Annotated in this window: 18 protein-coding genes and 2 tRNA genes; 7 read left to right on the top strand and 13 right to left on the bottom strand. The window is 40.7% G+C overall.

Annotated elements, in window-relative coordinates; translation table 11 throughout:
* Nucleotides 1-132: 132 nt before the first annotated feature.
* The gene (locus tag F959_RS04540) at nt 133-777 is read right to left on the bottom strand and encodes a sterol desaturase family protein (RefSeq protein ID WP_004877949.1); all 645 of its coding nucleotides are present in this window, start codon (nt 775-777) and stop codon (nt 133-135) included.
* Nucleotides 778-892: 115 nt separating this feature from the next.
* Here F959_RS04540 and F959_RS04545 point away from each other — a divergent pair, with 115 nt between their 5' ends.
* Together F959_RS04545 and aqpZ are read left to right on the top strand one after the other, a co-directional pair.
* Nucleotides 893-1,900: an AraC family transcriptional regulator gene (locus F959_RS04545; RefSeq protein ID WP_004877950.1), complete on the top strand. Its 1,008-nt coding sequence runs from the start codon at nt 893-895 to the stop codon at nt 1,898-1,900.
* A 175-nt stretch (nt 1,901-2,075) separates the two neighbouring features.
* Nucleotides 2,076-2,765 (top strand): aquaporin Z, encoded by a 690-nt coding sequence (gene aqpZ / locus F959_RS04550; RefSeq protein ID WP_004877952.1) that lies wholly within the window; start codon nt 2,076-2,078, stop codon nt 2,763-2,765.
* A 46-nt stretch (nt 2,766-2,811) separates the two neighbouring features.
* Here the strand turns inward: aqpZ and F959_RS04555 are convergent, their stop codons facing one another.
* The 3 genes from F959_RS04555 to F959_RS04565 form a co-directional block, all read right to left on the bottom strand.
* The gene (locus tag F959_RS04555; protein ID WP_004877954.1) at nt 2,812-3,054 is read right to left on the bottom strand and encodes a hypothetical protein; all 243 of its coding nucleotides are present in this window, start codon (nt 3,052-3,054) and stop codon (nt 2,812-2,814) included.
* A gap of 70 nt (nt 3,055-3,124) precedes the next feature.
* The gene (locus tag F959_RS04560) at nt 3,125-4,198 is read right to left on the bottom strand and encodes a DNA/RNA non-specific endonuclease (RefSeq protein ID WP_017196878.1); all 1,074 of its coding nucleotides are present in this window, start codon (nt 4,196-4,198) and stop codon (nt 3,125-3,127) included.
* Between the two features lie 158 nt (nt 4,199-4,356).
* The gene (locus F959_RS04565; RefSeq protein WP_004877957.1) at nt 4,357-6,234 is read right to left on the bottom strand and encodes a potassium transporter Kup; all 1,878 of its coding nucleotides are present in this window, start codon (nt 6,232-6,234) and stop codon (nt 4,357-4,359) included.
* Between the two features lie 123 nt (nt 6,235-6,357).
* On the opposite strand from F959_RS04565, the gene F959_RS04570 reads away from it, so the two are divergent.
* Nucleotides 6,358-6,448, top strand: a tRNA-Ser gene (locus tag F959_RS04570).
* A gap of 213 nt (nt 6,449-6,661) precedes the next feature.
* Here the strand turns inward: F959_RS04570 and F959_RS04575 are convergent.
* Nucleotides 6,662-7,279 carry a DUF805 domain-containing protein gene (locus tag F959_RS04575; protein ID WP_004877959.1) on the bottom strand — a complete coding sequence of 206 codons (618 nt, stop codon included), beginning with the start codon at nt 7,277-7,279 and terminating at the stop codon, nt 6,662-6,664.
* 312 nt (nt 7,280-7,591) lie between these two features.
* Here F959_RS04575 and F959_RS04580 point away from each other — a divergent pair.
* Nucleotides 7,592-7,667 (top strand) — tRNA-Thr (locus F959_RS04580).
* 4 nt (nt 7,668-7,671) lie between these two features.
* Here the strand turns inward: F959_RS04580 and F959_RS04585 are convergent.
* The 4 genes from F959_RS04585 to F959_RS04600 all read right to left on the bottom strand — a co-directional run bounded on the left by F959_RS04585 (nt 7,672) and on the right by F959_RS04600 (nt 11,526).
* Nucleotides 7,672-8,088, bottom strand: a complete 417-nt coding sequence (locus F959_RS04585; protein ID WP_004877962.1) for a GFA family protein — start codon at nt 8,086-8,088, stop codon at nt 7,672-7,674.
* Nucleotides 8,089-8,095: 7 nt separating this feature from the next.
* Complete coding sequence (locus F959_RS04590; RefSeq protein ID WP_004877964.1) at nt 8,096-8,923, bottom strand: SAM-dependent methyltransferase; 828 nt, start codon at nt 8,921-8,923, stop codon at nt 8,096-8,098.
* A 1-nt stretch (nt 8,924) separates the two neighbouring features.
* Nucleotides 8,925-10,223: an FAD-dependent oxidoreductase gene (locus F959_RS04595; protein ID WP_004877967.1), complete on the bottom strand. Its 1,299-nt coding sequence runs from the start codon at nt 10,221-10,223 to the stop codon at nt 8,925-8,927.
* 439 nt (nt 10,224-10,662) lie between these two features.
* A complete protein-coding gene (locus tag F959_RS04600; protein WP_004877969.1) occupies nt 10,663-11,526 on the bottom strand; it encodes a pirin family protein in 864 nt (287 codons plus the stop codon).
* A 284-nt stretch (nt 11,527-11,810) separates the two neighbouring features.
* Here F959_RS04600 and ycaC point away from each other — a divergent pair, with 284 nt between their 5' ends.
* Nucleotides 11,811-12,437: an isochorismate family cysteine hydrolase YcaC gene (ycaC, locus tag F959_RS04605; protein WP_004877972.1), complete on the top strand. Its 627-nt coding sequence runs from the start codon at nt 11,811-11,813 to the stop codon at nt 12,435-12,437.
* 72 nt (nt 12,438-12,509) lie between these two features.
* Nucleotides 12,510-13,439: a LysR substrate-binding domain-containing protein gene (locus F959_RS04610; protein WP_004877973.1), complete on the top strand. Its 930-nt coding sequence runs from the start codon at nt 12,510-12,512 to the stop codon at nt 13,437-13,439.
* A gap of 73 nt (nt 13,440-13,512) precedes the next feature.
* On the opposite strand, the gene F959_RS04615 is transcribed toward F959_RS04610, so the two are convergent.
* On the bottom strand, nt 13,513-14,961 hold the full coding sequence (locus tag F959_RS04615) for an NAD-dependent succinate-semialdehyde dehydrogenase (RefSeq protein WP_004877974.1): 1,449 nt from the start codon (nt 14,959-14,961) through the stop codon (nt 13,513-13,515).
* Nucleotides 14,958-16,250: a 4-aminobutyrate--2-oxoglutarate transaminase gene (gene gabT, locus F959_RS04620; protein ID WP_004877975.1), complete on the bottom strand. Its 1,293-nt coding sequence runs from the start codon at nt 16,248-16,250 to the stop codon at nt 14,958-14,960. The genes F959_RS04615 and gabT overlap by 4 nt, the downstream gene beginning before the upstream one ends.
* Before the next feature lie 154 nt (nt 16,251-16,404).
* Here gabT and pdxR point away from each other — a divergent pair, with 154 nt between their 5' ends.
* On the top strand, nt 16,405-17,904 hold the full coding sequence (pdxR, locus tag F959_RS04625) for a MocR-like pyridoxine biosynthesis transcription factor PdxR (RefSeq protein WP_004877976.1): 1,500 nt from the start codon (nt 16,405-16,407) through the stop codon (nt 17,902-17,904).
* Between the two features lie 66 nt (nt 17,905-17,970).
* Here pdxR and F959_RS04630 read toward each other — a convergent pair whose 3' ends face one another.
* Complete coding sequence (locus tag F959_RS04630; RefSeq protein WP_004877977.1) at nt 17,971-19,413, bottom strand: amino acid permease; 1,443 nt, start codon at nt 19,411-19,413, stop codon at nt 17,971-17,973.
* A 493-nt stretch (nt 19,414-19,906) separates the two neighbouring features.
* Nucleotides 19,907-20,476 (bottom strand): single-stranded DNA-binding protein, encoded by a 570-nt coding sequence (gene ssb / locus F959_RS04635; protein WP_004877979.1) that lies wholly within the window; start codon nt 20,474-20,476, stop codon nt 19,907-19,909.
* Nucleotides 20,477-20,588: the final 112 nt, after the last annotated feature.

Genomic DNA, 20,588 nt, shown 5'->3' on the forward strand with positions numbered 1-20,588 from the left:
GGTAGCGATAAACTCAGCATAAATATTGACATTAAATCCCGATTTTATTGACAATTCACGACAAGCTCATCTTTATTGTCGTGATTTATCAAAATAAAACTTTGTCTGGCTTATTTACCCTTAAGCGATAAGTTAAGCCACTGATGCACTTTGCTCTTGTTCTACGACAGGAGGCTTAACCAGTTTTGGCTTTTGCTCAACCCATTTTGCTGGAAATACAGATTCAATCGCATGACTGAGTGCTTTAGAAATAGGGGCTGGTAACTTGATGCCTAGCGGATTGTCCTCTTTTAAATCCGCAGATGAAACAACCCGAGTTCCCATCACATAATCAAACCATGGGCGTGTCACACACCAGTTCGCATCTTGGTTTGAGTTCATATGATGATCATAATGCCAAGGAATTGTACGACGTGCCCAATCAGGTTCTAAATGCGCGCGACGGTGCACATAATAATAATTTCCTGCACTGTAAATCGCGGCAAGTGACATCCCTTTTGAGAAAGGATAGAACACAACACTTGCTACACCCGCTGCCACAGCAAGAGACATTAACTCATTACGAGTACGCCAACTATCTAGCCCCTCAACATAACAATCATCAGAAAATTCTTGTTTGCGCACTTCACGATGGTGTGCCCAATGCGACTCCATACTTTTTGGAACTGGACTATAGCGTGGCTGTCCTGGGCGATGTACGCCATGTAAAACGTATTTATGTGCAAACCACTCAAATGCATTTGCAACGGCTAGACCTGCAATAAAACCCTTTAACATGGTTTTCTCCAAAAGATTCCTTATTTTTATTAAAGATATAAATTTTTATAGGCGAAGTATTGACGATACGATATAGTTATATTGACAAAACACGACAAGATCGGGAGTAGACGGGATGTCTCAACTCAAGAATTATACAGGCTCTGTATTTGGAGGTTTGGGGCACTTATTAAAAGCCTATTGCGAAGCAAAAAAGATTGAAATTCCTGAACAATTACAACAAGTTCAAAACCTAGAGCGCTTTGATTATGTGATTTGGCGTGACTTGCTGGAAGACCTCAATGCGATGCACCCTAAAACAGGTTTAGGGTTAGAAATTGCGGAATATGTTCAACCGAAGCATCTGGGGATTATTGCTTATCTTGCTTTGTCCTGTGAAAATTTAGGCGAGGCTTTGGCCCGATATCATGACTTTCATCGACTGATTTATGATGGCAGCCCTCTCATTGTTGAGTTCAATCCACCTTATGTCTCGATTCGTTGGGAAGCCCCTGAACCTCATCCAACACAACTGACAGATGAAATTGCAATTGCCCTTATGGTGCAGTTTCTAAAGCTCTTTATGTCAGGCGAAAGTATTCATTTACATGAAGTACACTTCGTCAATACAGCACCCAAAAACATCGCAATTTATGAACAATACTTTCATTGTCGTGTTCGTTTTGAACAACCTAAAACTCAGTTATTGCTTCCAGTCAGTGAAGCGTTTAAACCGCTTAGAACTGGCGATCACACATTACAACAGCTGTTGTTAAAACAAGCACAGGCTCTATTGGAACAACTACCAAACTCAACTCAACTGGATCAACGTTTACAACATTCCATTTTGACTGGACTACAAAAAAACCAATATCAAATTGATTTTATTGCTGAGAAATTAGGACTTTCAGTACGACAATTACAACGTCATTTACAACAACAAAACACCACTTTCCAAGAGCGCGTACAGCAAATCCGCTTTATGCTGGCAACCGAATATTTAAAAGACCCTCATTTGAGCCTACAAGAAATCGCCCTGCTACTTTGCTATTCAGAACAAAGCGCTTTTCAACGTGCTTTTAAGATTTGGACAGGACAAACGCCTCAGCAATGGCGGAAAGACAACACAACTTACAATTCGTAATAAATTTCGGGGCAAACTAACGGTTTCACAACTGATCATTATTTTTACACCATTTATACAATAGCCTACAACCTGCGTGAATTAATTCACATTTATTTCACATAGGTTGAACGTATCCACAATAAATTTTTGGATGGTTACTTTTTTATTTTTTATAAATTGTGTGGTGATAAAAATGAACAAATATTTAGCAGAATTTCTCGGAACCTTTTGGCTCGTATTTGGTGGTTGTGGTAGTGCAGTACTTGCAGCTGCATTTCCAGAACTTGGAATCGGTTTCTTAGGTGTTGCTTTTGCTTTTGGTTTAACTGTTTTAACAGGCGCTTATGCCTTTGGTCATATTTCTGGAGCGCACTTTAACCCCGCTGTCAGTGTGGGCTTATGGGTGGGTGGTCGTATCGAAGCCAAGGATTTAGCACCGTATATTATTTCACAAGTGCTCGGTGCAACATTCGCTGCATTTATTCTTTACATTATCGTCCAAGGTCAAGCAGGCTTTGCAGGCACAGGTGGCTTCGCAACCAATGGTTATGGTGAGTTATCTCCAAACCACTTTTCGTTGGCTTCAGCATTTTTAATTGAAGTGGTTTTAACAGCCGTTTTCTTGATTATCATTTTGTTATCTACACATAAGAATGCCCCTGCTGGCTTTGCACCGATTGCGATTGGTTTAACCTTAACTGTGATTCACTTAATCAGTATTCCAGTCACCAATACTTCTGTTAACCCAGCACGTAGTACAGGTGTAGCATTCTTTGCAGAAACAGCCGCATTAAGCCAACTTTGGTTGTTCTGGGTTGCACCAATTATTGGTGCTGTGATCGGTGCAATCATCTACAAGGTGGTAAGCAACGAGAAAAACTAAGCTAGATTGCAATAAAAAAAACAGCCTGATTAGGCTGTTTTTTTATTTATAGAAATGGGTTTTCTATCTCTTGTTCAGGTCGACGTTCAATCTTCTTAGGCAATTCTTGCTGCTCTAATGCTGCCACAAGCTCATTCACAAACTGCTGTAAAGCCTTTGCGGTTTTCAGACCCTCTTGATCTTTGGTGATCTGCAAATTGCCATATAAGCTCACGCAATCTAAATCATTTTCTAGTGTCAGATCATAAATCGCTGCTGACTCATTTCCGTTTTGAAAAGGCTTAAACATTTTTTCTCTCATTGTTATTTTCAGTTTTACACCATGAGCGAAGTGTGGAGACTTTGCAATCTTCGCTACACTATCTCAACAATTGTAAGAAATACTGAACTAGGGCATCGACTAACTGCTTGATTAATGCTTGTTTAGTCTCCTCATCGATCTGTGGAAATTTACTTTCAACAGCTTGTGTTTGTCCTGAGGTGAACTGTTTTTGCTGTGCTTGAATACTGGCATTATCCGCTTCATCTGCGCACTGACTTTGACCATCCCAATGCGCGTAACTGATCTCTCTATTGGCTTTTACATTTTGCGCAGTGAGTGGAAGATGATAAACATTCCGCTTCTGTTGTTCGGTCAGCTGTGGAAATAAATTGATTCCCAGTTTCTCTTCTAGATAACAGATACTCACCACTTTCACCTGCTGAGAATTATTGTTCGGAGCGTAATAAGCACCAATAATCCCCTGCTTTGGCAAATAAACTGCCTTATACACCGCAGTTGGTACAATCACTCCACTGCCAATGGTTTTTAATCTTTTACCTTCAAAAACTGGCCCAGTGAGTACATAAGCATCTTTATGATGTTTGGTGACGACTGCTCGAACCGCCTCTTCTAATTTACGCCAAACTTCCTGATTATTTTTCGGTGCTTGCGGCACCATATTTGCCAATGAAAAACTATCATATTGTGCTGCGGTATTATTCATATCCGCATTCGGTGCCATATGGCCGCGATCATATCCTGAACCACGATAATCGGATAACAATGCACGATGAGACTGTTGTACACGTGTCTCTTCATGAAAATTATCTTCACGCTTAATTTTGATACTTAAACGCTCAGGCGTAAGATGCTCTGCTGACCAAAGTGGGGTTTTAGAAATCCCAGAATACATAACATTAAAATCATTAAAGCACAGTGCATAGCTGTCTTTTTTTAGGCTATCTTTTGCTAATAATGGCGGTACATCGCGATAAAACTGTTTTAAACAAGCCCCATTACTCGACTGTAATGGAATAAATTTAGCAATTTTTTCACTACCAAATGCGATCGCAAAACTTCCTGTCGCGATCAAAGCAAGCATAATTTTTCCAACATTTTGGCTTAAAAAAGTAGCTTGTGATTTACCTTTTCTCGTTGGTCTCTTCGCCATAATTACATCAAAATCAATATGAACGCGAAGCTTAGCAATTCAAAACTACGCTGTATATTGAGTTCCCATAAAGAACGACAATTTATGTCGCAAAACTGTTCAATTGAACAACAGACAATAAAAAAGGCACTCTAAAGTGCCTTTTTCTTCAAGATTCATTAAATTTCAATTTGGCTACCTAATTCCACCACACGATTGGTTGGAATTTGATAAAAGTCACTCACAGGGCTGGTATTACGCTGCATCGAAATGAATAGACGCTCACGCCATGGAGACATCCCATCACCAACACTATGCACAATACGATCACGCGAGATAAAGAAGCTGATTTGCATTAAATCATATTCAAAGCCCAATAATTCATAAGCTTGAACCAACGCACGTGGCACATTAGGCTCATCTTTAAAACCATAAAAGATTTTTATACGATAAAAAGCACCGTCCAAAGTCTCGACGCTGACACGTTCTTCTTGCGGAACAAAAGGGACATCTTCGATCACCACAGTGACTAAAATATTGCGTTCATGCAGCACTTTATTGTGCTTAATATTATGCAACATCGCATGAGGAACTACATTCGGCGTGCCTGTTAAGAAGACCGCATCGCCTGGTACACGCAGTACATTGTCACCCAAGCTTCTGACAAACAGATCCAATGAAAGCGTATCTTGTTCAAGTTTGGCAAATGTAAGCTCTCGACCGCGCTTCCAAGTCATCAGAATCATGATGGCAATACCGCCGATCAATAATGGCACCCAACCACCAGAGAACATTTTTAATGATGCCGCAGCCACTAAAATAGACTCTAAAACAAAGAACGGAATAATCAAAAGCAGAACTTTTGGTAAGCTCCATTTCCAAGCATAGTAGATAAAAATCGAGACTAAAATCGTGTCACATAGCATGGTCAACGTAACAGCGAGACCGTATGCACTTGCCAAGTTTGAGCTGGTTTGGAAAATTAAAATGAGGATAACAATTGCCACAAGCAACAACCAATTCAAGAAAGGTACATAGATCTGCCCCTCTTCTGAATCCGAAGTGTGTTTAATACTAAGTCGTGGTAAATATCCTAATTGAATCGCTTGACGTGCTAAGGAGAAAACGCCTGAAATCACCGCTTGAGATGCAATCACTGCCGCCATCGTTGCCAAAATGATCATTGGATAAAGTGCCCAACTTGGAACGAGTAGATAGAACGGATTTTCAATCGCACTCGGATCACGTAGCAATAACGCGCCTTGCCCTGCATAATTAAGCACTAAACAAGGAAGCACCACACTAAACCAGCCTAGTCGAATCGGCGCTGGCCCAAAATGTCCCATATCAGCATAAAGCGCTTCACCGCCTGTTACTGTTAAGACCACCGCTCCCATAATGAAGAAAGACATAACAGGATGAGTGAAAATAAACTGAATCGCCCAATGTGGACTCACCATTCCAAGGACTAAAGGTGTTTGTACAACACTGACAACTCCCCAAATCCCGAGTGACATAAACCACAATAACGTGATCGGACCAAAGAATTTACCAACAAATGCAGTTCCATGTTTCTGCATCAAAAACAAGGTTGTCACGATAACAATCGCAATCGGTACAATAAACGGGTCCAACACATTGGTTGCAATCGAAAGACCTTCAACCGCCGACAAAACAGAGATTGCTGGGGTAATGATCCCGTCACCAAAAAAGAGTGATGCACCAATAAAACCAATTGCGATCAGATAGATCTTTTTACTATCCGATATTTTTGCTTTTCGTAGATTCAGGGCCAATAAAGCCATGATCCCACCTTCGCCATTATTATCAGCACGCATAACGATTGCGATGTATTTGATACTAATGATCAGCATCAAACACCAAAAGATAATGGACAAGATACCCAAAACGTTTTCAGGTTGAATCCCTAATCCATGTGCTGCATGGAAAGATTCTTTCAACGCATAGAGAGGACTTGTTCCAATGTCTCCAAAGACCACCCCTAATGCTGCCAATGCCGTGGCAGGCAATGCTGCTTTTTTTGCAGTATTTTGCATATATTGTCTTCAATACAGAACATTACATGTCGCAATCTTAACATTAGCCAAAAAGTTTTTGTGCAAATCTGTTCGACGACAACTTGGCAGCCTGCTTTTTTTTCGTTACTATCGCACCCCATTGGTGAGGTGTCCGAGTGGCTGAAGGAGCACGCCTGGAAAGTGTGTAAACGTTTATAGCGTTTCGAGGGTTCGAATCCCTCTCTCACCGCCAAATTTAATTTCAATGATGTCTCATAGAGTCCGAAAAGCTTAAATCCAAAGGGTTTAGGCTTTTTTTATTGCTTTATGCTTTCCAATAATGACTATTGAATCATACGATAGTTGGGGGTATAACTAGGGGTAAAATAATTTACCCTCATTTTTATACCCCCAAACTTTTTACAAGTGACGTAAAAGAATAAAATTTGAAAAAAATAAGTTATATTTATTTTGCAGGCTGACCCCATTGATTTCGTTCTGGCTTTGTTTCACTGACCATCCAAATAAGGAGAGGAATAAGACCAATAATCGTAAATGCAATTAACACCCACCATCCTGAACGATCAACGTCATGTAAACGTCGAACACCCACAGCAAGACCTGGTAAAAAGAATGCCAAAGAGACTAGCCCAGAGATCGCATCTATTCCGCTATCACTTATTCCAATTATGCCGAAGACAACACCTAGAATAAAACCAACTAATATTTGAAACAGATAAAAGTACCAATATTCTTTTCTACGCGCACGACCTGAAAAATTGACATAATTTCTTAGACATTTCATTGCCCAATCAAAAAAACCATAATTTTCTTCTTCATCAAGTTGGCTATTAGTTTGCACTTTAGAAGATAACTTCTCTCTTGCGGTCTGCTGCGAAAAACTCACTAAATAGATCGCCGTTGCCTGCCCTAATTCATTCACGACAAAATCAACTTGTAAATCTCGTGCAGGTGCCAATTGCTCTTTCCATTCAGAACCAAAGAAGCTATAGCGTTTTCCATCCTCTCCTGAAATTGCACCTTCATCAAGCTGCGCGTTAAAAGTTAATACTGTACCTTTCATTATATATTACCTATTGATATTCAAATTTATAGTTAGGATTCAGAATATTAATCGACTTAATAATATATAAAAAGAAATTTCAGACAGTTCTGTCTAGTACTATAAGAATTAGATGAATTTGAGGGAGCTGATTATCAACGCCTTCCAGCAACAGACTATTGAATTACAGGTGAAATCATTGACTCTTATGTATATGCACTCATGAAAAAATAATTGAGATTGGCGAAAATCTAGCATTTAAATTAAATTTATCTGTTTGCTCATTTTTTCGCTTGTATTTTTAATTAGATTCTGTAAAATTCTCGCCACGTTGCCGGCATAGCTCAGTTGGTAGAGCAACTGACTTGTAATCAGTAGGTCCACAGTTCGAATCCGTGTGCCGGCACCATTTCCTACCTTTTCTTCATCATTTCTTCAAAGTGCGAAATATTTGGATTTAACACATCCCATTCATTTGCATGACTGACAAAAATCTCTGCTTTCGGTTGATACATATTTGGATCATCGAGTGTTCCTGCACGTATAGAAATCATATCTGGTACAAGCTCCGGCAAGCCAAACATCTGTGAACCGCAGTTTGGGCAAAAAGCGCGGCGTATGGATTTTCCAGATGAACCTAAAGATTCAAAATAGTGTAATTCGCCTTGAATATTGAGTTCAGATTGCTGAAAAAAAGCAATCGGCGCATAGCCTCCACCTGTAGCTTTCTGACAGTCTCGACAATGACAATTAAATTGATAACGTGGTTCTACATCCGCAGAATAAGTCACAGCCCCACATAGGCAAGACCCTTTATATTGATTTGGCATTTTATATTCACTTTTTAACTGTACTTACTTGAATATAGCGTACTAAACCATCTTGATAGAGTTTTCGACACAACTTGGCAGTCATCTCTATTTTTAATTGAGCAAAGTCGAAAGCTTTTTTTTGTATTTCTCTTGTTTCGATATATCGAGCAAATCCATCAAACACAGGCTTTGAAAAATCCTGAATTTCAATTTCAGTAAAGCCATGTTCTACTAACGCATGGCTAAGTTGCTGCTCGTTCATCATATGCTGCCATTTCACATCGGCAGCTTTTAATAAATATTGATAACGTTGCTTCTGTGCATAACTACAACTTTGCCAAAGATCAGCCCAAACTAAATAGTGAAAAGCTAAACGTCCTTTTGAATTCAAAATAGAATGTGTGGAACTAAGAAATGAATTCAAATTGCTGTGATATGCAGCATCAATACAAATCACGGCATCAAATGAATTTAAAAAATTGATTTGTTTTAAATTCAAAAATGAACCGCAATATATGGCAACTTGCGGCAATTGTTTTTGAATTCGTTTTACACAGTCGGATTGCAGCTCGACAGCCGTAAGATTTTCGATTTGATAATGTTGTAACCAACGCAATAGGCTGGCACCTTGTCCACAACCTAAATCTAAAACGCGATCGGATTTTTTGAGTTGAATTGAACCCGCGATTTGATCAGCTAAATGCTGACAAGCGAGAGGATAATCATGATATTGATTATGCCAATATCCGAGATTACTCCAAGCAAGCACGGCATCATCACCTAGTCGTTTAGCATCAATTGCATATTTATGCCCAATAACTTTTTCGATCAATGCCTGCTTGAAGTTGGCCATTTTAGTAGCCGAGTTCTGGTGCAACTTTCACTTTGGGTTTTAAACCAACAAACGGCGACGGCGCACCTAAAATCTCAGAAATATGCATTGCTGAGGTCACGGCTGATTCTAAAATTGGCAAACCATCACATGACCACGAACCACAATAGAATACTTTACGGTCTTGTTCTAAATGGCGCTGCTGGATTTGTTTATTTAAAGCTACCGTCTCAGAATCCACAACTGCACGTGTGAGTTTGACTCTGGAAATAACTTTTTTCGGATCAATATCAATCACTGGGCACCATGTTTGGAATACGGCATTTTTACCAACCAAACTTGGCTCGATAGCATTAATCCATACCGTGAATTGTTGACGGATAAATTTACGATCCATCATGTAGCTCAACACAGCCCAATCTTTACGGCGTGGAGGCATCACCACTGGATCGGTATGAATCACCAAATCGCCCTCTTCAAATCTAAACTTTCTCAATAAAGCCAGATCCTCAGTGAACTGTGGTTGCTTCAAGAAATTTTCAATCACAGGGGTTGGTGTTGCAATCACAACACGGTCAAATAGTTTTTTCTCACCTTGACCATTTTCGACCAAGACTTTATCACCTTGTTCTTCAACATTTTTCACAGGAGAACCGCTGAAAATATGAATACCATCAATCAGACGATTTACCAGCGCAGGCGTTCCACCTTTCATTCGTAATAGTGCTTCACCTTCAGTGAGCTGACGAATGAACTCAAGCAAAGGCTTGGCTGGCCACTCACCAATGGTTTTTGGGTGACATGTGCAAATTGTATATAGCACAGGCATCACCGTACCATGCCAAAAAACTTCCTCAATATGATATTGATTCATGAATTCAGCGAGGGTGATGTCTTGATTTTCAGATTTAAAGAACTGATTCACCGCTGTTTTTAACTGCAACATGCCTTTGACTAAGCGCCAACCATATTGCTGGATACCTTTACGGTTATTGATAATTGGAAAATTACCGATACGGCTGCGTGAAGTCGTTAACCATGTATCTGTTTTATCTTCAAATAACCAACTGCAAGCCATAAATGTACGCACTGGAAAAGTTTCAATGCCCAAATAACTTGCCAAGCTTAAGGTATTTTTCCAAAGTTTCGGATTCATCACCCGCAATGGAGCATCAATTATGCCACCATCAAAATCAATACTATGACTATCCATGCCCCGACCAGCGAGTGCTTCGAATATAGTAACTTTATGTCCTGCATCATGTAGGATTCTGGCGGCAGCGAGTCCTGCCATTCCACTGCCAATAATTGCAATATCCAAAATTTATGTCCCATCAGTTGATGATTTTTCTTGATTATGACTGATCCTTAACTCAAACGCCGTATTAAAAAATACCAGATTCAGCATTAAAGTCAGACTTTTGTCGTAATGGTGTTGTTCATTTATTGTTACATTTTAGAATACTGCATTTTTTAAGCTTAAGCACATGAAAAAATTAATTTTATTAGATTATTAATCACAAAAATATACAGAACATTCTTTATTTTTCCATTTTTGCGGCTTGAAAGGGTTTGCAAAGCAAAAAATTAGCGCTATTCTGATTAAACAAGAATGAGAAAGCAGTCACATAATAAACTGTACAATAATAAGTGACCTAATATTAAAAAAATCAATAGAGGACCTTATAGCGAAAGCCCATAACTCTAAAGGAGTTATGGGCTTTCTTATATTTATCAATGACTAAGTGGAATAATGAACATTAACTTTCCATCACACCAAACTTACCGTTATTGAAATCGTTGATTGCATCAATGATCTCAGCTTTGTTATTCATTACAAACGGACCATAACCTTCAATCGGCTCATTGAGTGGCTGACCTGTTAAAATCAAAAACTTACTGTTTTGCGTCGCTGTCACAGTAAAATCAATATCTTCACGGCTCAAAACCACTAAACTTGGCGCTCCGATCACCTGCTCATTTAAAGTGACTTCGCCAGACAGTAGTACAAATAAAGTGGTATGCCCTTCTGTCACATAAAATGTATGAGTTTGCTCAGCACTTAATGTTCCATCCCAAACATTGACTGGACTGAATGTGGTTGCAGCGCCCGCTGTCTCTTGATATTGACCAGCAATAATACGTAACTCACTGCCCTGATCATCTAAAGCAATACGTTGTATCTGCTCGGACTCAATCGCTTGATATTTTGCTGGGGTCATTTTGGAATGCGTTGGCAAATTCACCCACAACTGCACCATTTCAAATAAACCACCTTGCTGTGCAAACTCTGGCGAATGAAATTCTTGATGCAAAATACCACCACCTGCGGTCATCCATTGCACATCACCTGCTTTGATCGTTCCGCCACCACCTGTCGAGTCTTTATGTGTGACTTCACCTTGATAAGCAATCGTCACCGTTTCAAAACCACGGTGTGGATGTGAGCCTACGCCATGTTGTGCTTGAGTTGGCTCAAAGCGATACGGCGCTGCATAATCCAACAGTAAAAATGGACTGATGCTTTGACCTAAACGATCATAAGAAAATAGGTTATAGACAGGAAAACCATCTCCAACCCAATGCATATGTTTGTTTTGATAAATACCAACAATCTGTTTCATCTATGTACTCCTATAAGGTAGAAGCTTTGATCTTGAATTTCATTTTACGCTTGCAACGGTTCAGCTTATAGCCACAGGATCACAACACATTATTCTAGAAATAGGACAATCAATTTTTCTCTCACCCATTCAGCAATTTGATCAAGATCGTCCTATTTTTAGTATTGTTAATCTCGTTTATTGATCTTCTGGCTCATGAAAATTTTCAATAGCATGCATCTACAAGGTGTTTCATCCGACTCATCTTTTTTTAGAAATAAATGCAAAAACATGAGGATAAAATCATGAACCAAGACTATATTCGTTTAGATAAAAATAATGCCGCGGTGTTATTGGTTGATCACCAAACTGGTCTATTGTCCCTCGTTCGAGACATTGATCCTGATAAATTCAAAAACAATGTGTTGGCACTGGCTGATGCTGCGAAATATTTTAATCTACCAACCATTTTAACCACGAGCTTTGAGAATGGTCCCAATGGCCCTCTTGTCCCAGAACTTAAAGACATGTTTCCTGATGCACCGTACATTGCTCGCCCTGGTCAAATCAATGCTTGGGATAATGAAGACTTCGTTCAAGCCGTTAAAGCGACTGGCAAAAAGCAACTCATCATCGCAGGTGTTGTGACCGAAGTATGTGTTGCTTTCCCAGCGTTATCAGCGCTTGCAGAAGAATTTGAAGTATTTGTCATCACAGATGCTTCAGGCACATTCAATGAACTCACCCGTGATGCAGCATGGGATCGTATGTCAAAAGCAGGTGCTCAATTGATGACATGGTTTGGTATGGCATGTGAGCTACATCGTGATTGGCGTAATGATATTGAAGGTTTAGGTGCATTATTCTCAAATCATATTCCTGATTATCGCAACCTGATCAATAGTTACAATCAAAATACCTCGCAAAAGTAAACTACTTGCACAATCAGCTCAAAATCGTTAATGCTATTTTGAGCTGATTACTCACGACAGGATTTATCGACCTTGATTAATTCATTTGATGATTTCTATTACTTTTATCTCGTTGTTAAACATGGCGGATTTAGTGCTGCAAGTGAGGCTGAAAATATCAGTAAATCAAAACTCAGCCGTCGAATTATTGATTTAGAAAATAAATTTAATGTCAGCCTAATACAACGCACAACACGGCATTTTAAGGTGACTGAATTAGGGCAAGAATTTTATGAAGAATGCTGCAAAGTCATTGCTCAAGTGGAATGTGCCGAAAATGTTTTATTAAAACAAAAGAGCGAGCCACAAGGTGTCGTAAAAATCAGTTGTCCGCCGCTGATGATGCATTTTCAAATTCGAAAAATTTTAAATCAGTTTCTTAAAGCCTATCCCAAAGTCGAAATTTCACTAGAGCTAACCAGTCGCCGAGTGGATATTTTGCATGATGATATTGATCTGGCAATCCGTACCAATTTCGAACCAAATGAAGATTCCAGTTTAATTGTTCGTGATGTAATTAAAACCGATCATTGTCTAGTTGCCGCACCTGAGTTGCTACAGGGACACATCATTTTGGACGCATCGGAATTACAAAATTATCCAAGTATCAGTTTGGGGAATCAAAAGCAAAACTATCTTTGGCATCTGTGTAATACACGCACTGGTGAAACCATGGAGATTCCCTATCAGCCTCGAGTGAAAAGTAATGATTTGGCAGGAGTTTACTATGCGGTTGCCGATGGTTTAGGGATTGCCGATCTACCTTTTTTAACTGTAGAAGCTGACATTCGAAAAGGTCGACTCATTCATATTCTACCTGAATGGAAATCCAATATCGGAACCTTACAACTGGTTTATGGTTCAAGAAAAGGACAGCGATTAGTCGTGGAAAAATTGATTGAAACCTTGGTTGAGACCTTACGACGCTTACCCGAAAGTCATAAAGGCTATCTCGCAACTTAAAATAAAAAAACGGTCATGAATGGGCATGACCGTTTTAATAAAGCTGGGGTATGATCGCGGCTAGATCATCAGATTATTCAGATAAATCCAGACAGAGGTATTTCATTTCCAGATATTCCTCAATACCAAATTTAGAGCCTTCACGACCTAAACCAGACTGCTTTACACCACCAAACGGTGCAACTTCATTTGAAATGGCTCCCGTATTGATTCCGACCATACCATACTCAAGTGCTTCACCCACTCGCCACTGACGAGCAGTACTTTGAGTAAATAAATAAGCAGCGAGACCGAACTCGGTGTCATTTGCCATCGCAACCGCTTCATCTTCTGATTTGAAACGGAATAATGGTGCAAGCGGCCCAAAAGTTTCCTCTTTCGCTACTTTCATTGCCTGTGTTACATCTGTGAGAACTGTTGGCTCGAAGAATGTACCACCCAATGCTGAACGCTGACCACCAATTCGTACAGTCGCACCCTGAGCAGTCGCATCAGCAATATGCGACTGTACTTTGGCAATCGCATCTTCATCAATCAATGGTCCTTGCGTTGAACCCTCATGACGACCATCACCTACCTGTAATTTAGATACGGCATCAACTAATCGTTCTGCCAATGCATCATAAATGCCATCTTGCACATAAATACGGTTGGCACAGACACAGGTTTGCCCACTATTACGATACTTGCTTGCCATGATGCCCTGAACGGCTTGATCTAAATTGGCATCATCGAATACCAGAACGGGGGCATTACCACCCAACTCAAGAGAAAGTTTCTTGATGGTTGGGGCGCATTGCTGCATCAGAATACGACCCACTTGAGTTGAACCCGTAAAACTCAATTTACGAACAAAATCACTCGCACAAATCGTTTGACCCACTTCAATCGCATCACCACTAATATTGAGAAGTACATCGGCAGGTAAGCCTGCCTGTAATGCCAATACTTCCAATGCATACGCCGTTAACGGTGTTTGTTCCGCAGGTTTCACCAACATTGAACAACCCGCAGCAATTGCTGGCGCTGCTTTACGCGTAATCATCGCCGCTGGGAAATTCCACGGTGTAATCGCCGCAGTGACACCAATCGCCTGCTTAATCACCAGTAACCGTTGATTTGGCAATGTCGGAGTTAAAACCTCACCATCAATACGACGTGCTTGCTCTGCAAACCAACGAATAAATGATGCCGCATACCCTATTTCACCACGCGCTTCAGCTAAAGGTTTGCCTTGCTCAGCAGTCAAAATCTGAGCCAAGTTTTCCTTATGCTCAAGCATCAGGTTGTACCATGCCAGTAAAATATCTGCGCGAGCTAAAGCTGTTTGCTTTTTCCAAGCAGACTGGGCATCGGCTGAACGTTGAATCGCAGCTTCAACACCCGCTTGGTCATAGGTTTTTACCCATGCTAACGTATCACCTGTCGCAGCATCATTGACTTGGATATAGTCATTCGAGGTCGGTGCATCGAATGAAATATCAGGATGTTTTAATAAATACTGCAAATTATCTTGAATCATGCAGATTGCTCCACTGCTTTCACACTGTCTGCTGTTAAAGTTGCAAAACCTTGCTTCAAGATGTCAAGACCTTGGCGGAATTGCTCAGCAGGAATGGTTAATGGGTAAAGGAAACGAATTACGTTACCGTATTTACCACAAGTTAGAATCAATAAACCATTGTCCATTGCATAAGTTTGTACAGCTTTTGCTTGTTCCGCTGTTTCTAACTCGGCAGCAACCATCGAACCTAACGCACGAATCTCAGTCACAACATCGCCTGAAGCCTGCTGAATGTCTTTCAAAACAGATACCAGTTCAGCCCCAAGCTCATTGGCACGTTCGCATAAGTTTTCTTCTTCGATTGCATCAATCACTGCATGCGCAGCAGCCACTGCGATTGGGCTACCTGCATATGTTCCACCTAAACCGCCTGGGTTTGGTGCATCCATCACTTCGGCACGTCCCACTACACCTGAGATTGGGAAGCCGCCACCCAAGCTTTTTGCCATGGTGATCAAATCTGCTTTGGTTTCATAATGATTCATCGCAAATAATTTACCAGTACGCGCAAAACCAGATTGCACTTCATCAGCAACCAATAAAATCCCGTGTTTGTCACACAAAGCTCTTAAACGTTTTAAAAACTCAGCAGGAACAACGTTAAAACCACCCTCGCCTTGTACAGGTTCAAGCACAATCGCAGCCACATCATGCGGAGCAATATCTTCACTGAAAATATCCTCAACACTTTCAATCGCTGCTGCAACTGAAATCCCTTTTTCTGGCACTGGATAACGCGCATGAAATACACCTGCTGGCATCACACCAAAATCACGTTTATAAGGCGCAGTTTTACCTGTCATTGCCATAGTCATAAATGAACGACCGTGGAAACCATTACCAAAGGTAATAATGCCATGACGACCTGTATGAGAACGTGCAATTTTCACGGCATTCTCAACTGCTTCTGCGCCTGTCGTAAAAAATGCTGTTTTCGCAGCACCTGCAATTGGAGCGCGCTCATTGATACGTTCAGCAAGCGACACATAGCTTTCATATGGGGTAACTTGATAAGCCGTATGCGTAAACTTGGTTAATTGTTCTGTCACCGCTGCAATCACTTTAGGATGACGATGCCCTGTATTTAGCACTGCGATACCGCCAGCGAAGTCTGTATATTGCTTACCGTTTTTATCCCAGATCGTTGCATTTTCAGCTTTATCTGCATACCACTGACACATCACACCCACGCCACGTGGAGTTGCTTGCTGTTTACGTGTATTCAGTGCAGAATGTTGAGTGTCCATTTTATTCCCTCATATCTCATCATCAGTTACAGCTTTGGTCGTACATCCTAGGGGTCGATTTTTAGGATGCGATACAATGACTGCCTATAACTGTAATTTCGCTCGTCTGATGACAACTGACGAGAGCCATTTTTAAACTGTAGGAGAGAGCCAATTGCGCAGTTTACTTGGGGATCATTTGTTACAAAGACTCCAACAGGACACTGAGGGAAAACTACATCAACGCCTGTTCCGTTGTCTGCGTGGTGCAATCATTGATGGTGTGGTTCAACCGATGACTCGCCTACCTGCTTCTCGCGACTTAGCAAGCGAAATTCATGTCTCTCGAAATACCGTTCTCAGTGCTTATGAACAATTACAGGCTGAAGGATATTTAGAGGCACGTACAGGTCACGGCACATGGGTAGCGGAGCAATTACCTGAAAAATTTTTAAATACCAAAAATAAAAAGAAAGAACCCGATTTACCAGTTACTCAAAGTTCATATGCGTTATCACAGCGAGGTTCCAACCTATTAGGTTATGCCGCAGCTTCACCACATCAATGGGGTGCTTTTGTGCCTGGTGCGCCGGATGTCACCGAATTTCCTCATCATATTTTTAGTCGTATCCAAGCCCGTTTAAGCCGTGAACCTGATATTAACCGATTGATTTATAGCAATGCTGGGGGATGTCTTGAGCTACGCAGTGCCTTAGCTGATTATTTACGGGTAGCGCGCTCAGTTCAATGCGATGCTGATCAAATTATTATTACGGAAGGCATTCATCAAGCGATAGATTTAGTCTCACGCGCACTGAGTGACATTGGCGATAGCGTCTGGATCGAAGACCCTGCATATTGGGGAATGCGTAATAATTTAAGAATTAACGGCGTAGATATTCAGCCAATGCCTGTTGATGCAGAAGGGATCATTCCTGAGCAAAATCCAACCCAACCACCCAAACTGATTTTTGTCACGCCATCACACCAATATCCTTTAGGCTCACATCTGAGCTTAAACCGTCGTAAGCAACTGCTTCAAATCGCACGTCAACACAATGCTTGGATCGTGGAAGATGATTACGATAGTGAATTCCGCTTCTCTGGACAGCCTTATCCATCCCTACAAGGCTTGGAAACTAATGCCCCAGTCCTGTATATGGGTACGTTTAGCAAAACGATTTATCCCTCTTTGAGGATTGGTTATTTAGTTGTGCCTAAGCCACTGTTTTCACCACTGCGTATCGTTGCAGCAGAGCTATATCGTGGCGGGCATCTATTAGAACAAAAAGCACTGGCTGAATTTATCCGTGAAGGTCATTATGAAGCCCACATTCGCCGAATGCGATTGCTCTATGGCAAAAGACGGGACTATTTAGTCAGTCTGATTCATCGCTATTTAGGACCTGAATTTCTACATGAATATGATGAAGCAGCGGGTCTGCATCTGGTTTTAAAGTTACCTGCTACGTGTGATGATGTAGAAGTTGCCGCGACTGCATTAGAGCGCGGAGTCAAAGTCCGTCCGCTGTCTCAATACTACATGCGCTCACATGCCCATGCTCAACGTGGTTTACTGATGGGATTTGCCTGCGTCAATGAGAAAGATATGGTGATGGCATTTGGGACATTGCTGCAATGTCTACGTGAAGCTGGCGTACCAACACTCAATTGAGTCCTATATTTTTAAGCATAGATAAAAAAGAGCCTCCAGATTGAGGCTCTTATCTTTTTTTAAACTTTAGACTAATTTTTCTTCATGGATTTGGGCTAAATGCGTTTCTCTACGCTCCTTCCCCCAACCGAGTTTTTGCGACAATAATCCTGAAACCACGATGATGCCAAACAATGCTGTGGTATAGATCACCTCTTTAAAATAGGTCCCTTCGATCAACATGGTCAGGATGGCAGCAATAATTGCAAAGATCACCACATAAGTTAAATAAGGGAACATCCACATTTTAAATTCAATATTAACACCTTCAGCCTCAAGCTTTTTACGCATACACAACTGTGAATAAGCAATGGTCAAATATACATACAAGGTCGCTGCACCAGTGGTTAACATGAAGAAATCATAGACATCCATACTCTTGGTCGCTGTTAAAATCACAGCAATAACTGAGAAGAAACACGACACCAATACACCCACCCATGGGCTGCTTTTACGATTCACAGAAGCAAAACTTTTCGGCGCATCACCACGCTTCGCAAGTGAAAAGAGCATACGGGAACAAGTATATAACGCGGAATTAAAACAGCTACAAACCGATGTCAGTACCACAAAGTTGACGATATGACGTGCTTCAGGAACGCCAAGCGCACTGAGCGTGACACTATAGGTTCCCCAAGTTGAATCTTTTAAAAGCTCATTGTTGTGAGGAATCAAACATACCGCGACAAACATCGATCCGACATAGAATAAGACAATTCGCCACACGACGGAATTAGATGCCTTACGGATTTCTTTCGATGGATTTTCTGACTCTGCCGCTGCTACAGTCACAATTTCAGCACCAATGTAGGCAAACATGACCCCAAGTAAAGCAGTGATAACGGACGATGCGCCATTTGGCATAAATCCTTGGGCAGTTAAATTGGTCACACCTGCGGCTGAAACATCACCCCACGGCCATAGGTGCATGATCGCAAGACTACCAATTACGAGGAATATCACAATTGCGATGACTTTGATCAATGCAAACCAAAATTCGAACTCACCATAGTTCTTAACGTTCTGTAAATTGACCGCGACCAACCCACCAATCACTAAAACCATATAAGCCCAAATCGGGATAAACGGGAACCAATTATTTAAAATTTTACCTGCAACATAAGCTTCCCACCCCATCAGCATGGCTAAAGTACACCAATATAACCAACCAATCGAGAAACCAGCCCAACGACCAATCGCTCGGTCCGCATAAGTCGAAAATGAACCGCTGTCAGGGTTTAAAACGGCCATTTCCCCGAGCATACGCATAATGAACCAGACCAACAAACCACCCAAAGCGTAGGTAAGAAAGACCACGGGGCCTGTGTTGTAAATAATACTGCCTGAACCGACAAATAAAGAGCCACCAATCACTCCAGCGATAGAGATCATCGTCAAATGTCGTGATTGCAGACCATGTTTTAAATTTTGGGAGGGATTGGCTTCAGAACCATCTTGATGTGCTGCCATATCATTTTCCTTAACCTATGAGGGATACCAGCAATCCGAGGCTTCTTGCCTCACTGCTCAATATATCCCCCTAAAAATTGTGTCGCTGAATTGCTCTTGTTCTCACAGAAAAACTAGAGTGATCCAAACAACGCTTCCGTATGCATACTTCCTATGGCTTTAATTTGTCGTTTTGGCCCTGAAGAAACGAGAGCCATTTTTATGATAAAGGAGAGAGCCAATTGTAAAAATTATGTGCAACACTGGCTAGCTTTATATTTTTCAATGAAATAATGAGTAGCTATTTTTATATTTAAAATCAACCAACTAAATACCGATAAAATCAAAATTTATTACATATTTTATGATCTATAGATTGGTTCTTTTTATTGAAAGCGAATCATTATTGATCCATAACTTAAGTCTTATTTTGTTTTACGCTAAAAATGTGATGCACATAAAAAAGCCTCTTTCCAAGATTTGAAAAGAGGCTTTTTAGATTTAGTTCCAAGTCTTAGAACGGTAAATCATCATCTAAATCAGCTGGTGCTGCCGCAGGCTGTGGCGATGATTTAGGTGTATTAAAACCATTTCCAGCTTGCGGACTACCTGCGTAGTTACCGCCTTGTTGCCCATAACCATTTTGATTATTGTTGTTATAACCTGTGTTCTGGTAACCACCGCCCTGATTACTATTATTGTTATTAAAACGCGGTTGGTTGAAGTCGTTACCGCCAGCAAAACCTTGCTCACCTTGTTGACGTGAATCAAGCATTTGCATTTGATCACCACGGATTTCCGTGCTGTAACGCTCTTGACCATTTTGATCTGTCCATTGACGTGTACGCAATGAACCTTCGATATAAACCTTCGAACCTTTACGTAAATATTGTTGTGCAATTTCACCTAAACGGTTGTGCAACACGATACGGTGCCATTCCGTTTGTTCTTTACGTTCACCCGTGCTTTTATCTGTCCAAGACTCACTTGTTGCAATCGAAAACTGAGTTAAAGATCCACCATTTGGAAAAGTTTTTGTTTCAGGATCACGACCCAAAGTTCCGACTAAAATTACATTGCTCATCACAAAAACACTATAACATAAATTAATTAATATTAATCAGTAACTAACAACTAAAATAAATTAAATATACTCTAATGCATAAAGTGTAACAAAATTTATTATAAACATATTC

The organism is Acinetobacter venetianus RAG-1 = CIP 110063 (assembly GCF_000368585.1).
GTDB classification, from domain to species: domain Bacteria; phylum Pseudomonadota; class Gammaproteobacteria; order Pseudomonadales; family Moraxellaceae; genus Acinetobacter; species Acinetobacter venetianus.